Raw genomic sequence first — 12,722 nt, forward strand, 5'->3', positions numbered from 1 at the left:
AGCTTCCGAGGGCCCTGAGGCGTCCGGTCCCTACGGATCTCGAAGTCCATCGCATCCCCTGAACTGGGATGTTGCAACGACTCCTAGAACCCAAGGTGGTCGTCCCGCCCCTTCGGCGTGGCGGTGGGTGCGGGGCCGTCGCGGGTCTGTCCCGCAATCCGCCCGGTCCGGGCTAGCCGCGGGCCTGGAGCAGGATCTCCAGTTGCTCTTCGCGGGCCTGGGCGGCCACGAAGAGGAGCTCGTCGCCCGGCTCCAGGGTCTCCTCGCCGTGCGGGGTGAGCACCCGGTTTCCCCGGATGATCGTGACCAGCGAGGTGTCCTCGGGCCAGGTGATCTCGCTGATCTGGGTGCCCGCGACCGCGGAGTCGGCCGGCAGGGTCAGCTCGACCAGGTTGGCGTCGCCGTGGCTGAAGCGGAGCAGTCGTACGAGGTCGCCGACGCTGACGGCCTCCTCGACCAGGGCCGACATCAGCCGCGGGGTGGAGACGGCGACGTCGACGCCCCAGGACTCGTTGAAGAGCCACTCGTTCTTCGGGTTGTTGACCCGGGCCACCACCCGGGGCACCCCGTACTCGGTCTTGGCGAGCAGCGAGACGACGAGGTTGACCTTGTCGTCACCCGTCGCCGCGATCACCACATTGCAGCGCTGGAGCGCAGCCTCGTCGAGCGAGGTGATCTCGCAGGCGTCCGCCAGCAGCCATTCGGCCTGCGGGACCCGCTCCACCGAGATGGCGGTCGGCGCCTTGTCGACCAGGAGCACCTCGTGGCCGTTCTCCAGCAGCTCGCCCGCGATGGAACGTCCCACCGCCCCTGCCCCCGCGATAGCGACCCTCATGCGTGTGCCTCCTCAGGCCCCTCGGCGAAGGCCGCCTCGACCTTGTCGATCTCGTCCGTGCGCATCATCACGTGGACGAGGTCGCCCTCCTGCAGGACCGTCGCCGACGTCGGCAGGACGGCCTCGCCCAGGCGGGTGAGGAAGGCCACGCGGACACCGGTCTCGTCCTGCAGCTTGCTGACCTTGTGCCCGATCCAGGCGGCGGAGGTGTGCACCTCCGCGAGCTGCACACCGCCGCTCGGGTCGCGCCACAGCGGCTCGGCGCCCGACGGCAGCAGTCGGCGCAGCATCTGGTCGGCGGTCCACCGTACGGTCGCGACGGTGGGGATGCCGAGGCGCTGGTAGACCTCGGCGCGCTTGGGGTCGTAGATGCGGGCGGCCACGTTCTCCACGCCGAACATCTCGCGGGCCACGCGGGCGGCGATGATGTTGGAATTGTCACCGCTGCTGACGGCGGCGAAGGCACCCGCGTCCTCGATTCCCGCCTCCCGCAGCGTGTCCTGGTCGAAGCCGACCCCGGTGACGCGGCGGCCGCCGAATCCGGCTCCGAGCCGACGGAACGCGGTGGGGTCCTGGTCGACGACCGCGACCGTATGACCCTGCTGTTCGAGGGTCTGCGCGAGGGCGGAACCCACTCTTCCGCAGCCCATGATGACGATGTGCACGGCCGTCCTTCCGGCTGCCAGCGGCTCGCTGGTTCCCAGCCTCATTGCATGCTCTGGCTTAACAGGGTCTCAGACCACCGCCCAAGCTACACACGGCCGGTCGGGAGTGTGACCTCCCGTAGCGGAATCGCGGATGAATTGCGATGGGACCGCGGTGAGCGGGGGTGGAAGTTCGTCAGGCCCAGTTCGAACGCTTACGATCCTGTGCGTGTCCAAACTGACCGACGTGCCCAAACGGATCCTGATCGGCCGGGCGCTGCGCAGCGACCGCCTCGGAGAAACCCTCCTGCCCAAGCGGATCGCCCTGCCCGTTTTCGCGTCCGACCCGCTTTCCTCGGTGGCATATGCCCCCGGCGAGGTCCTGCTGGTCCTGTCGATCGCGGGCGTGTCGGCGTACCAGTTCAGCCCTTGGATCGCCGCCGCGGTCGTCGTGCTCATGTTCACCGTGGTCGCCTCCTACCGGCAGAACGTCCACGCCTACCCGAGTGGCGGCGGTGACTACGAGGTCGCCAACACCAATCTCGGACCCAAGGCCGGACTGACCGTCGCGAGCGCCCTGCTCGTGGATTACGTACTGACGGTCGCCGTATCGATCTCCTCCGGCGTGGAAAACCTCGGATCAGCCGTCGATTTCGTCATCGAGCACAAGGTGCTCTCGGCGATCGTCATGATTCTGCTGCTCACGCTGATGAATCTGCGCGGCGTGAAGGAGTCCGGAAAGCTCTTCGCGATCCCGACCTATGTGTTCGTCGCCGCCGTCTTCATCATGATCGCCTGGGGTGCCTGGCGGGGCATCGTCATGGACGATCCCATGAAGGCGCCGACCGCCGATCTTGAGATCAAGCCCGAGCACCAGGGCCTGGCCGGCTTCGCACTGGTCTTCCTGCTGCTGAGGGCCTTCTCCTCGGGCTGCGCCGCCCTGACCGGCGTGGAGGCCATCAGCAACGGCGTCCCCGCCTTCCGCAAGCCCAAGAGCAAGAACGCCGCCACCACGCTCGCCTTCATGGGCGGCCTGGCCGTCACCATGTTCTGCGGGATCATCGGCCTGGCCATGGCCACGAACGTGCGGATGGCCGAGAACCCCGCGACCGACCTGCTGGTCAACGGCGTCCCCGTCGGCGCGGAGTACGTCCAGCACCCGGTGATCTCCCAGGTGGCCGAAGCCGTCTTCGGCGAAGGCAGCTTCCTGTTCATCCTGCTGGCGACCGCCACCGCACTCGTGCTGTTCCTCGCCGCCAACACCGCCTACAACGGCTTCCCGCTGCTCGGCTCGATCCTCGCCCAGGACCGCTACCTGCCCCGCCAGCTGCACACGCGCGGCGACCGGCTGGCCTTCTCCAACGGCATCGTGCTGCTCGCGGGCGCCGCCATACTGCTCGTCTGGGTCTACGACGCGGACTCGACCAAGCTGATCCAGCTGTACATCGTCGGGGTCTTCGTCTCCTTCACGCTGAGCCAGATCGGCATGGTCCGGCACTGGAACCGCCACCTGACCACGGAGCGCGAACCCGCCGCCCGCCGCCGGATGAAGCGCTCCCGGGCGATCAACACCTTCGGAGCCTTCTTCACCGGCATGGTGCTGGTCGTGGTCCTCGCCACCAAGTTCACGCACGGTGCCTGGGTCGCCCTGCTCGGCATGCTGATCTTCTACGGCACGATGAGCGCGATCCGCAAGCACTACGACCGCGTCTCCGAGGAGATCGCCGCGGCCGAGGGCCCGAGCGACGACAGCGTGCGCCCCTCCCGGGTCCACTCGATCGTCCTGGTCTCCAAGGTCCACAAGCCCACGCTGCGCGCCCTCGCCTTCGCCAAGCTCACCCGCTCGGACACCCTGGAGGCGCTCAGCATCAGCGTCGACCAGGCCGAGACCAAGGCGCTGCGCGAGGAATGGGAGCGGCGCGGGATCAACGTCCCGCTCAAGATCCTCGACTCGCCCTACCGGGAGATCACCCGCCCGGTGGTGGAGTACGTCAAGGGCCTGCGTACCGAGAACCCGCGCGACGCCGTCAGCGTGTACATCCCGGAGTACGTCGTCGGACGCTGGTGGGAACACCTGCTGCACAACCAGAGCGCCCTACGGCTCAAGGGCCGGCTGCTCTTCACGCCCGGTGTGATGGTCACCTCGGTGCCCTACCAGCTGGAGTCCTCGGAGCTCGCCAAGAGGCGGGCGAAGAAGCAGCAGGAGTGGAACGCCCCGGGCGCGGTGCGCCGGGGCCTGGTGGACAGGCCCCGGGCCGCGAAGGACCCCGCCGGGAAGGCTTGAGCAGGCCTGAGCAGGCCCGAGCCGGCCTGAGCGGGCCTCAGCAGGCTCAGGCGGGGTGGTGAACGGCCGGACGAGACCGACGTAAACTGGTGGGTCGGTCGTCCGGCCGTTCTTCATTTGAAGCATTTGATCCTTGGAGTCTCCCCACCATGACCGAGCAGAACGAGAAGCAGTCACTGGTCGGGGAGGAGTACGAGGTCGAGGTCGGCCCCGTCGCGCACGGCGGGCACTGCATCGCCCGGACCGCCGACGGCCGGGTCCTGTTCGTCCGCCACACCCTGCCCGGCGAGAAGGTCGTCGCCAAGGTCACCGAGGGCGACATGGACTCCCGGTACCTGCGCGCCGACGCGATCACCGTGCTGGAGGCCTCCAAGGACCGCATCGAGGCTCCCTGCCCGTACGCCGGCCCCGGCAAGTGCGGCGGCTGCGACTGGCAGCACGCCAAGCCCGGCGCCCAGCGCCGGCTCAAGGGCGAGGTCGTCACCGAGCAGCTGAAGCGGCTCGCCGGGCTCACCCCGGAGGAGGCCGGCTGGGACGGCACCGTCATGCCCGCCGAAGGTGACAAGCTGCCGGCCGGGCAGGTGCCGCAGTGGCGCACCCGGGTCCAGTTCGCGATCGACGAGGATGGTCTCGTCGGCCTGCGCAAGCACCGCTCACACGACATCGAGCCGATCGACCACTGCATGATCGCTGCCGAGGGCGTCTCCGAGCTCGGCATCGAGAAGCAGGACTGGCCGCAGATGGAGACCGTCGAGGCCATCGCCGCCTCCGGTTCCGGTGACCGCCAGGTCGTCCTGACCCCGCGCCCGGGCGGCCGCCTGCCGCTCGTGGAGCTCGACAAGCCCGTCTCCGTCCTGCGCGTCGAGGAGAAGGACGGCGGCGTCCACCGGGTCCACGGCCGCCCCTTCGTACGGGAGCGCGCGGACGGCCGTACGTACCGCGTCGGCATGGGCGGCTTCTGGCAGGTCCACCCGCAGGCCGCCGACACCCTGATCAAGGCGGTCATGCAGGGCCTGATGCCGCGCAAGGGCGAGATGGCCCTCGACCTCTACTGCGGCGTCGGCATCTTCGCGGGCGCACTGGCGGAGCGGCTCGGCGACTCGGGCGCGGTGCTCGGCATCGAGTCGACGAAGCGCGCGGTCGAGGACGCCCGGCACAACCTGGCGGACATGCCGCGCGTGCGCATCGAGCAGGGCAAGGTCGAGCAGATCCTGCCGAAGACCGGGATCACCGAGTGCGACCTCGTCGTCCTCGACCCGCCCCGCGCCGGCGCCGGCAAGCAGACGGTCCGCCACATCGCGGGCCTCTCCCCCCGCCGCATCGCGTACGTGGCCTGCGACCCGGCGGCCCTGGCCCGCGACCTGGGCTACTTCAAGGACCACGGCTACAAGCCCCGCACCCTGCGCGTCTTCGACCTCTTCCCGATGACCCATCATGTGGAGTGCGTCGCGATCCTGGAGCCGGTCGCGAAGGGCGCCTGACCTGTGGTTTAGGTCGGCGTGCGTGGTGTGCGCTGTGCGCGTTCAGGCGATATCTCGACGCTCGTGATGGACGTTTGACGCACGCCGCCAGCGATGCCTGACGAGCCGTCAGGCGCGGAGGGGTGCCTCTCGCATCAGGTTGGACCCTGCTGCGGGAGTTCGACCTTCTGGCCCACCTCGTGACCCACCACCGTTCACACGCGCGATGCCCTCATCTCGGGCATCCGGGGTTACGGCCCATCGGCGACGGCCGTACCGTCGATGTCCACGTAGCGCGACTGCGCCGCAAGCTCGGCCCCACCTACCGGGACCGCATCTCCACCGTGCGCCGCGTCGGCTACAAGCACGTGCCCGACCACCGGTAGGTCCCGGGGGCTGCTGCCTCGGCCGTGGCTTCGTGGAGCGGGACGTCGCTGATGGGCTCGCGGTCGTCCTACCCGGTCACGCGGGTCCGGATGCGGAGGGCGGCCCGCCCCGTCAGCCCGTAGTGCTCGCGCGAGGTCAGCCCCGCAGTCTTTCCAGCGCGGTGTCCAGGGGATCCTTCCCGCGCTGGTTGAACGGCAGTTGGCCGAGTGCGACCGCCATGCCGCAGGTGTTGGTGAGGGCGGAGAACACCAGGCCCGCTGCGATCCCGGCGGACAGCAGCTGGAACGCCGGATGGACGAAGAGGGCCAGGCCCAGGCCCAGCAGCACGATGCTGCCCGCGGTGAAGCGGACCTGGCGCTCCATGGCCCAGACCGCCCGCGGCCGGCCGTCGGGGTACTGAATCCCGTGACCCTCGGCAGTCCAGGCCGTGGTGCCGCCGATCAGACTCGCGGCGGGGATCCCGTGGGAGGCCAGGGTCCCGACGGCGTTGTCCGAGCGGGCGCCCGAGGCGCACACCAGGAGAAGCGGATTGCGCCCGGCAGCCTGCCGGAGCTCCGGCAGTGCACGCCCGATGCGGTCGAGCGGGACGTTGACGGCGTCCGGCAGATGGCCGGACGCGAACTCGGCGGGAGTACGGACATCGACGACGGTCAGCTCGTGGAGGCGGGGCTGCGCCTCGCTGACGCTCAGTGCGGCGACGGAATCACTCACGGGGGATCAGATCCTTGGCTGAGGGGGAGCAGGCAGACGTAGGCGACGTACCCGTCCAGGCGCGCCGCTAACGGTTGGAGGGGCGGCCCGGGCGGAGGAAGGCGACAGCCCTCAGGCGTTCGCGATGACCAGCAGGGTGCGGGCGGCGGACGGGCCCGTCAGACGGCAGCGGTGCGGGACTTCGCCCCGGTGGTGGGCGCTCTGGCCGGCGCGCAGGGTCAGCGGCTCCTCGCCCTCGACCTCAAGGACGATCTCGCCATCGAGGACGTAGAGGAAATCTTCGCCGGGGTGCTCGAACCAGCCGCGCTCGCCCTGCCCGGGCTCGAAGTGGTGCTCGTACGCCTCCATCAGCGAGCTGCGCCCGCCGGGGATGAGCACCTGGGCGATCTGCCCCGCCGCCTCGTTCACGCGGATCACCTGCGGGTCGCTCTCGTGACTGACCGCACCCGGTCGCGCGGGCGGTCGCAGGAAGGTGCCCGGGGTGACATCCAGCGCTTCCGCGATCCGGTAGATCGAGCTGAGGCTGGGAGTGGCGAGGCCGCGTTCGAGCTGGCTGAGGAAGGGCTGGGAGAGGCCTGAGCGGGTGGCGAGGACGGCCATGGAGACGCCGTGCTGTTTGCGGCAGCTCCGGATCACCCGTCCGACCTCGATGGCCTCAGGAGTGGGTTCGGGTCGAGACACGCAGGCGAAGGTACCTCATCACCGATCAAGGGCCGGAGGGCCGGCGAGGTTTCGCACTGCCGCAACACCGCCGTCATAAGCCTGGTCAATTATTGACCTCAGCTATCGACGACCGAGAACCGAACGAGGAGCTTCCCCGTGCACGCCATCCCCTCACCGCCCGGCCGGGCCCTCAGCCGGCTCGGCCCGGCCCTGGGCGCGGCGGGTGCCGTGCTCGCGCTGTGGTACCTGCTCGCCCGGTCCGGTGCGGTGGCCCCGGGTCTGCTGCCCACGCCCGGTGAGACCTCGGTCGCGCTCGCGGACAGCGCCCGCAGCGGCATCCTGGCCGCTGATCTCGGTGCCAGCCTGGCCCGTGCCGGGCACGGTTTCGCGCTGGGCGCCCTCGCCGGCAGCGCGCTGGGCTTCGCCACCGGTTATCTGCCGAGGCTGTCCGCCGCCGTCACCCCGGTGGTCTCCTTCCTGCGCCCGATCCCGGCCATCGCGCTGGTGCCGCTCGCGACGGCTTGGTTCGGCATCGGGGAGACCGCCAAGCGCCTTCTCATCGCTTACGCCGTGCTGCTCGCCGTCTGGCTGTACGTCCACGACGGGGTCAGCCGGGTGCCGGTGTCCCACCTGCGGGCGGCCCGCTCGCGAGATCGCCGCCGACCCTGCCGCCGCGCGAAAGGCCGTACTCGCCCAGTCCAAGGGCGCACTCCAGGCCGACTACGTGGACGCCTTCCAGCCCCGCTACGGCTACGGCGCGACCCTCTCGCCCGAGCTGCTGGCCCATTTGGAGCAGCAGGCCGCCTGGGCGAAGGCCGCCCAGAGCCTGCCGGGCTCCGCCGACAGCGCCGCGCTGCTGCGGCATCTGCACCCCGCGCCCCTGACGGCCGTCGACCCGGCCGCCGTCACCGTCCGCTGAGTCACACCCCACACAGGAGATCCTCATGACCGTCGACCAGAACACCCTGCGCCGCCGCGGCGTCGGCCTGATCGCCCATGACCCCGCCCGCAGTTACGGCGGCTACACGCTCTACGCGCCCATTACCAGCGGGGGCCAGATCTACCTCGTCGATATCGAGGGCCGAACCGTCCACACCTGGAACTCCCCGCACCCGCCCGGCCGCCAGGCGCAGCTGCTCCCGGGCGGGAACCTCTTCTACGCGGCCAAGGACACCACCAGCCCGACCCTCTTCCCCATCTGGGACGTCTACCACGGCGGCATCTTCCAGGAGCTGGCCCCGGACTCGACGGTCCTGCGCGAGCTCAGGAACCCCTTCCACCACCACGACGCCTCGATCCTGCGCAACGGCAACCTCATCGTCACCGTCGTGGAACCGCTGGACCCGGCCGACGCGGCCCGCATCAGGGGAGGCATCCCCGGCTCCGAAGCCCCGGGCGGAGTGATCTACGGGGACGTGGTGTACGAACTGACCTGGGAGGGGGAGAGGGTGTGGCGCTGGGCCGCCATCGAACACCTCGACCCCGAGGAGTTCCCGCTGAACCCGCACTTCGCCCGCGAGCACTGGCCCATGGCCAACACCGTCAACGAACGCGCCGACGGCTCGATCGTCGTCGGCTTCCGCAGCGCGTCCTCCACCGTGGCCGTCGACCGCGCCGACGGGTCCGTGCTCTGGCACATCGGCCCCGACGTCCTGGCGCAGCAGCACCATCCGCACGAGCTGGCGGGCGGCAACATCCTGGTCTTCGACAACGGCACCTACCGCGACACGACCTCCGTGCCGTACTCGCGGGTACTGGAGCTCGACCCGCGCACCGGCGAGGAGGTGTGGTCCTACCAGGACAACCCGCCGCAGAACTTCTACAGCCCGTACATGTCCAGCGCTCAGCGGCTTCCCAACGGCAACACCTTCATCGCCGAGGGTTCCTTCGGACGGCTCTTCGAGGTGACCTCCGGCGGGGACGTGGTCTGGGAGTTCGTGGTCCCGCAGTTCCGGTCCTTCGGCGAGGGCGTGGGCATGGAGTCCTCGGCCGGCGCCCAGAACGCCGTCTTCCGTGCCTACCGGTACTCCGCCGACCAGCTCCCCTGGCTGTGAACGGCAGTCCGGTCCCGTAATTCCCTGCCCCGCATGCCGCCGGCCGCACCCGCTGCGGGGTGCCGGCCGACGGCGTGTGCGCGTGGGGGATCAGGCGTCGCCCTCGTGGGCCGGCCCGGAGTCGTACTGGTGCTGCGGCGGTACGTGCCTGAGCCCGGGGGGTCAGTCGAAGAGGGCAACGACTCCGTTGACCCAGACCGCGAGGAACGCAAGGGCCCCGGCCAGGCAGCCGACGCCCGCCAGCACACCGCCGACCGTCCACGGCTCGGAGGGCGCCTCCTCGTAGGTCTCCTCCAGGCCGTCCTGGTAGGAGGCGGGGTCGTCCCAGTCGACGGGGCGCCCCAGTTCCCCGGCGCAGGCGGTCCGCACGGCGACCAGTTGCCCCTTCGCGAAGGAGGTGGCAGCCATCGCCTCGGGGCCGCGCCAGGCCAGGGCCTTCATCCGCCACGCCGGAGACCCGTACCGCGCCTCGAAGGCGGCGGTCTCGTCGGCGTCGCGGTCCTCTTCGAGGTACATCCAGCGTCCGGCCTCGGCGGCGTCGCCGTAGAGCCGGTAGACCCCGGCCAGTTGACGGCGGAGCGTCAGGTCGTGCGGGAAGGACGAGACGAGACCGCGCAAACGCTGGCGCGCGACGGGAACCCGGCCGGCGGCGAGGTCTTCATCGACTCGGGCAAGGGTCTCTCTCAGGGGCATGAACACATGATCGGGTACCGCACTGATCCATGTCGACCTGGTTGAAGACAGCCTGTTTGAGTACGCCGCTACTGTTTGCCTGTCGTCGTCCGGGGTGATCGATCCCGGTCCGCATGAGGGGTGGGGCAGTGGAGAAGACCTGGTTCGAAGCAGCGTTCGGCAGGAGACCGCATCCGATGCTGCGTCTGTTGGGGAACCTGGTGCTTTGCGTGGTCCAGGTCGTCTTCATCATCGCCGTGATCACGCAGTTCCGTAGTGCGTGGCGGTGGCTTGCCGTCCCGGTGGGGCTCTGGGCGATGGTGGGCGATGGCCGGGGCGTGGCCTTGGCGGTGCAGGACCTTCGGCGGCGCGGCGCCGTCCCGGCGCCGGAGTGAGTGGTAACGGCGGCCGACGGCGGAGTCGTAGGGGCGTACGCCCATGAGGCCGTGTCCGGCGGGGGTCTCCGCCGGGCGCTGCTTGCACCCGGCCAGGTCGAGGAGGTCGGACCCCGACGCACTGGTTCATCGGGGGCGGTGGCTCGTCCGGCCGGGTGGCGCGGTTACGCGGAGGCGCCCAGGGGCGCTGTGGCGCTGCGGAGGGCGAGGGATGCCGAGTAGCGGCGCAGCAGGAGGATGGCGGTGGTGGCCAGTCCGGTGAGCAGGCCGAGCCAGATGCCGAGGATGTCGAGGTCGAGCGCGTAGGCGAGGAGCCAGGAGGCGGGGAGTCCGATGGCCCAGTAGCCGATGAGGGTGATGCGGAAGCCGCTCTTGGTGTCGTCGAGGCCGCGCAGGAGTCCGACGCCTATGTTCTGGGCGCAGTCGAAGAACTGGAGGAAGGCGGTGACGATGAGGAGGTGGGTGGCGATGGTCAGGGCCTCTCCGGAGCCGGAGCCGGAGGCGGAGTCGAGGAAGGGGGCCAGGACCAGGTTGGGGAGTGCCAGGTAGAGGACGCCGACGACGGCCATGACGGCGGCGGCGCACGCGAGCGCGGTGTTCTTGATGCGGCGGGCGTCGTCGATCCGGCCCAGCGCCAGTTCGCGGCTGACGTTGATCGAGGCGGCGTGGGAGAGGCCGACGGCGACCTGGAAGACGATGTAGACGAGCTGGTTGACGGCCGTGTGCGCGGCGAGGGCCTCGGGGCCGAAGGAGCCTGCCATCAGCGCGGTGATGGAGAAGAAGCCGGCTTCCGAGCCGTAGGTGGCGGCGATGGGGATGCCGAGTGCGACAAGGCGCTTGACGGTGGCGGGGTCGGCCTTGGCGACGTTCAGGGTGAGCAGCGGCGCCAGCTCGCTGTCCTTCTTCGCGGAGAGGTACAGGGCGAGGAAGGAGAGGAGGTAGACGGTGGAGGTGGCGACGCCGATGCCGGTCAGGCCGAGGCGGGGCAGGCCCCAGGTGCCGTGGATGAGGACCCAGTTCAGGCCCGCGTTGACGGCCACGGACGCGACGGTGATCTGGAGCAGGGCCTGGGGGCGGCGCATTCCGACGGTGAACTGGCGGACGGCCTGGAACCACAGGCACGGCAGCAGGCCGGGGGCCAGCGCGATGAGCATGGTCTGCGTACGCTCGACGACCGCGGCGTCCTGGCCCAGCCAGGTCAGGGCCTGGCCTATGAGGATCATGAGGACGGCGCCCGCCATGCCGGCGAGCGTGGCGACGGCCAGGCTCGCGCGGACTATGCCCCGGACCTCCTCCTTCGCCTGGTCTCCTCCACTCGCCCCGCCCTTGCCGGCCTGCTCGGCCCTTGCCGCCGCGGCGGCTATCTGGTTGCCGACGGAGGTGACCAGGCCGACGCCCATGGTGCGCAGCTGGTTGAAGATGACGATGGCCAGGCCGCCGGCGGCGAGTTCCTCGGTCCCGAGGAAACCCATCATCACCGTGTCGGTGGTCGTCAGCGCGACCTGCGCGAGCTGGGTGAGGACGAGCGGCACGGCGAGGGTCGCCAGGGCGCGGCTGTCGCGGAGGAGGGTGGTCAGCATGGGGTTTACCGGTTCCTGCGGAGTTTGGTGAGGAGTTCGTCGATCTCGCGCTCCGCCTCGCCGTCGAGGAGTTCGCGTTCCTGCATCCACTCGTCGTTGAAGACGGTGTCCATGTACTTCTCCCCGCCGTCGTTGACGAGGGCGACCATAGTCGTGCCCGGGGGCAGCGAGGACAGGCGGGTCAGGGCTTCGTACACCACGCCGCCGGCGGAGCCGCCGATGAGCAGGCCGGTACGGGCGACGGCGCGGCAGGTCGCGAACGCCTCGACGTCGCCGACCTTGACGCCTTCGTCGATGAGGTCGAAGTCGACGAGCGCGCCGATCTCGGCGCCTTCGGGGGTGCCGGTGCCGGACTGGTAGTAGTCGTGGGCGGGGCCGCCGAAAGCGATCGAGCCCTTGGGCTCGACACCTATGACGGTGAAGCCGGACATCAGCTTGTGCAGCTCCCGGCTGGTGCCGCAGAGGGCGCCGCCGGTGCCGACGGCGCCGATGAGGACGTCGAGCCGGCCGTCGAGGGCTTCGTGCAGTTCGTGGGCCACGGGGAAGTAGCCGACTCCGTTGGCGGGGTTGTTGTGCTGCTCGGTGAAGATGGTGTTGTCCTGGCCGCGGGCCATGTCCTCGGCGAGCTCCTCGCGGGCGGCGGTGGCGAGCTCCTCGGTTCCGTCGTCGACGACGTAGACGAGTTCGGTGCCCAGGGCCTTCATGCCGCGGAGCTTGTCCACGCAGGCGTGGTTGTCCACGACGGCGGTGAAGGTGTAGCCGCGTTCGGCGGCGATGACGGAGAGTCCGAGCCCGGTGTTGCCGGAGGTCGATTCGATGATCCGGCCGCCGGGGCGCAGTTCGCCGGCCGCTTCGGCGGCGTCGACCATGGCGCGGGCCATGCGGATCTTCGCCGTACCGGTGGGGTTGAACATCTCCAGCTTGAGCAGCAGGCGGCTGCCGGTCTCGGTGGTGGCGAGTTCCAGCAGCGGGGTGTAGCCGATGAGGTCGGATACGCGGGAGACCACGGCGGGGCGCTGAAGTGCTCCGGGCATCGA

Annotated in this window: 13 protein-coding genes; 6 read left to right on the forward strand and 7 right to left on the reverse strand. The window is 70.1% G+C overall.

Annotated elements, in window-relative coordinates; genetic code table 11:
• Window positions 1-172: 172 nt before the first annotated feature.
• Window positions 173-835 carry a potassium channel family protein gene (locus ACWDX7_RS14700; protein WP_451489860.1) on the reverse strand — a complete coding sequence of 221 codons (663 nt, stop codon included), beginning with the start codon at window positions 833-835 and terminating at the stop codon, window positions 173-175.
• Window positions 832-1,500 (reverse strand): potassium channel family protein, encoded by a 669-nt coding sequence (locus ACWDX7_RS14705; protein WP_451489873.1) that lies wholly within the window; start codon window positions 1,498-1,500, stop codon window positions 832-834. Before ACWDX7_RS14705 ends, ACWDX7_RS14700 begins: the two co-directional genes overlap by 4 nt.
• A 208-nt stretch (window positions 1,501-1,708) precedes the next feature.
• Between ACWDX7_RS14705 and ACWDX7_RS14710 the strand changes: the two genes are divergently transcribed.
• From ACWDX7_RS14710 to ACWDX7_RS14720, 3 genes are all read left to right on the forward strand, one after another.
• On the forward strand, window positions 1,709-3,763 hold the full coding sequence (locus ACWDX7_RS14710; protein WP_451489859.1) for an APC family permease: 2,055 nt from the start codon (window positions 1,709-1,711) through the stop codon (window positions 3,761-3,763).
• A gap of 149 nt (window positions 3,764-3,912) precedes the next feature.
• Complete coding sequence (locus ACWDX7_RS14715) at window positions 3,913-5,244, forward strand: class I SAM-dependent RNA methyltransferase (protein ID WP_451489858.1); 1,332 nt, start codon at window positions 3,913-3,915, stop codon at window positions 5,242-5,244.
• Between the two features lie 122 nt (window positions 5,245-5,366).
• The gene (locus ACWDX7_RS14720; protein ID WP_451489857.1) at window positions 5,367-5,609 is read left to right on the forward strand and encodes a helix-turn-helix domain-containing protein; all 243 of its coding nucleotides are present in this window, start codon (window positions 5,367-5,369) and stop codon (window positions 5,607-5,609) included.
• A gap of 136 nt (window positions 5,610-5,745) precedes the next feature.
• On the opposite strand, the gene ACWDX7_RS14725 is transcribed toward ACWDX7_RS14720, so the two are convergent.
• Together ACWDX7_RS14725 and ACWDX7_RS14730 are read right to left on the reverse strand one after the other, a co-directional pair.
• Window positions 5,746-6,321, reverse strand: coding sequence for a rhodanese-like domain-containing protein (locus ACWDX7_RS14725; protein WP_451489856.1), 576 nt, complete (start codon window positions 6,319-6,321; stop codon window positions 5,746-5,748).
• A gap of 111 nt (window positions 6,322-6,432) precedes the next feature.
• A complete protein-coding gene (locus tag ACWDX7_RS14730; RefSeq protein WP_451489855.1) occupies window positions 6,433-7,002 on the reverse strand; it encodes a helix-turn-helix domain-containing protein in 570 nt (189 codons plus the stop codon).
• 706 nt (window positions 7,003-7,708) lie between these two features.
• Here ACWDX7_RS14730 and ACWDX7_RS14735 point away from each other — a divergent pair.
• Window positions 7,709-7,903, forward strand: coding sequence for a hypothetical protein (locus ACWDX7_RS14735; protein ID WP_451489854.1), 195 nt, complete (start codon window positions 7,709-7,711; stop codon window positions 7,901-7,903).
• A 25-nt stretch (window positions 7,904-7,928) separates the two neighbouring features.
• Window positions 7,929-9,038 carry an aryl-sulfate sulfotransferase gene (locus ACWDX7_RS14740; protein WP_451489853.1) on the forward strand — a complete coding sequence of 370 codons (1,110 nt, stop codon included), beginning with the start codon at window positions 7,929-7,931 and terminating at the stop codon, window positions 9,036-9,038.
• Between the two features lie 162 nt (window positions 9,039-9,200).
• Here the strand turns inward: ACWDX7_RS14740 and ACWDX7_RS14745 are convergent, their stop codons facing one another.
• Window positions 9,201-9,731 carry a DUF6584 family protein gene (locus ACWDX7_RS14745; protein WP_451489852.1) on the reverse strand — a complete coding sequence of 177 codons (531 nt, stop codon included), beginning with the start codon at window positions 9,729-9,731 and terminating at the stop codon, window positions 9,201-9,203.
• Window positions 9,732-9,859: 128 nt separating this feature from the next.
• Between ACWDX7_RS14745 and ACWDX7_RS14750 the strand changes: the two genes are divergently transcribed.
• The gene (locus ACWDX7_RS14750) at window positions 9,860-10,105 is read left to right on the forward strand and encodes a hypothetical protein (protein WP_451489851.1); all 246 of its coding nucleotides are present in this window, start codon (window positions 9,860-9,862) and stop codon (window positions 10,103-10,105) included.
• 164 nt (window positions 10,106-10,269) lie between these two features.
• On the opposite strand, the gene ACWDX7_RS14755 is transcribed toward ACWDX7_RS14750, so the two are convergent.
• Entirely contained in the window at window positions 10,270-11,685 is a 1,416-nt protein-coding gene (locus ACWDX7_RS14755) for an MATE family efflux transporter (protein WP_451489850.1), read from the reverse strand.
• Between the two features lie 5 nt (window positions 11,686-11,690).
• Window positions 11,691-12,719: a cysteine synthase family protein gene (locus ACWDX7_RS14760; protein WP_451489849.1), complete on the reverse strand. Its 1,029-nt coding sequence runs from the start codon at window positions 12,717-12,719 to the stop codon at window positions 11,691-11,693.
• Window positions 12,720-12,722 lie beyond the last annotated feature (3 nt).

This window comes from Streptomyces sp. NPDC003034, from assembly GCF_053591375.1.

What these genes read in the sequence shown, in the direction of transcription:
- ACWDX7_RS14700 (WP_451489860.1), bottom strand. Translation starts at nt 835, where the DNA reads ATGAGGGTCGCTATCGCGGGGGCAGGGGCGGTGGGACGTTCCATCGCG.
- ACWDX7_RS14715 (WP_451489858.1), top strand. Translation starts at nt 3,913, where the DNA reads ATGACCGAGCAGAACGAGAAGCAGTCACTGGTCGGGGAGGAGTACGAG.
- ACWDX7_RS14740 (WP_451489853.1), top strand. Translation starts at nt 7,929, where the DNA reads ATGACCGTCGACCAGAACACCCTGCGCCGCCGCGGCGTCGGCCTGATC.
- ACWDX7_RS14745 (WP_451489852.1), bottom strand. Translation starts at nt 9,731, where the DNA reads ATGCCCCTGAGAGAGACCCTTGCCCGAGTCGATGAAGACCTCGCCGCC.
- ACWDX7_RS14755 (WP_451489850.1), bottom strand. Translation starts at nt 11,685, where the DNA reads ATGCTGACCACCCTCCTCCGCGACAGCCGCGCCCTGGCGACCCTCGCC.
- ACWDX7_RS14760 (WP_451489849.1), bottom strand. Translation starts at nt 12,719, where the DNA reads ATGCCCGGAGCACTTCAGCGCCCCGCCGTGGTCTCCCGCGTATCCGAC.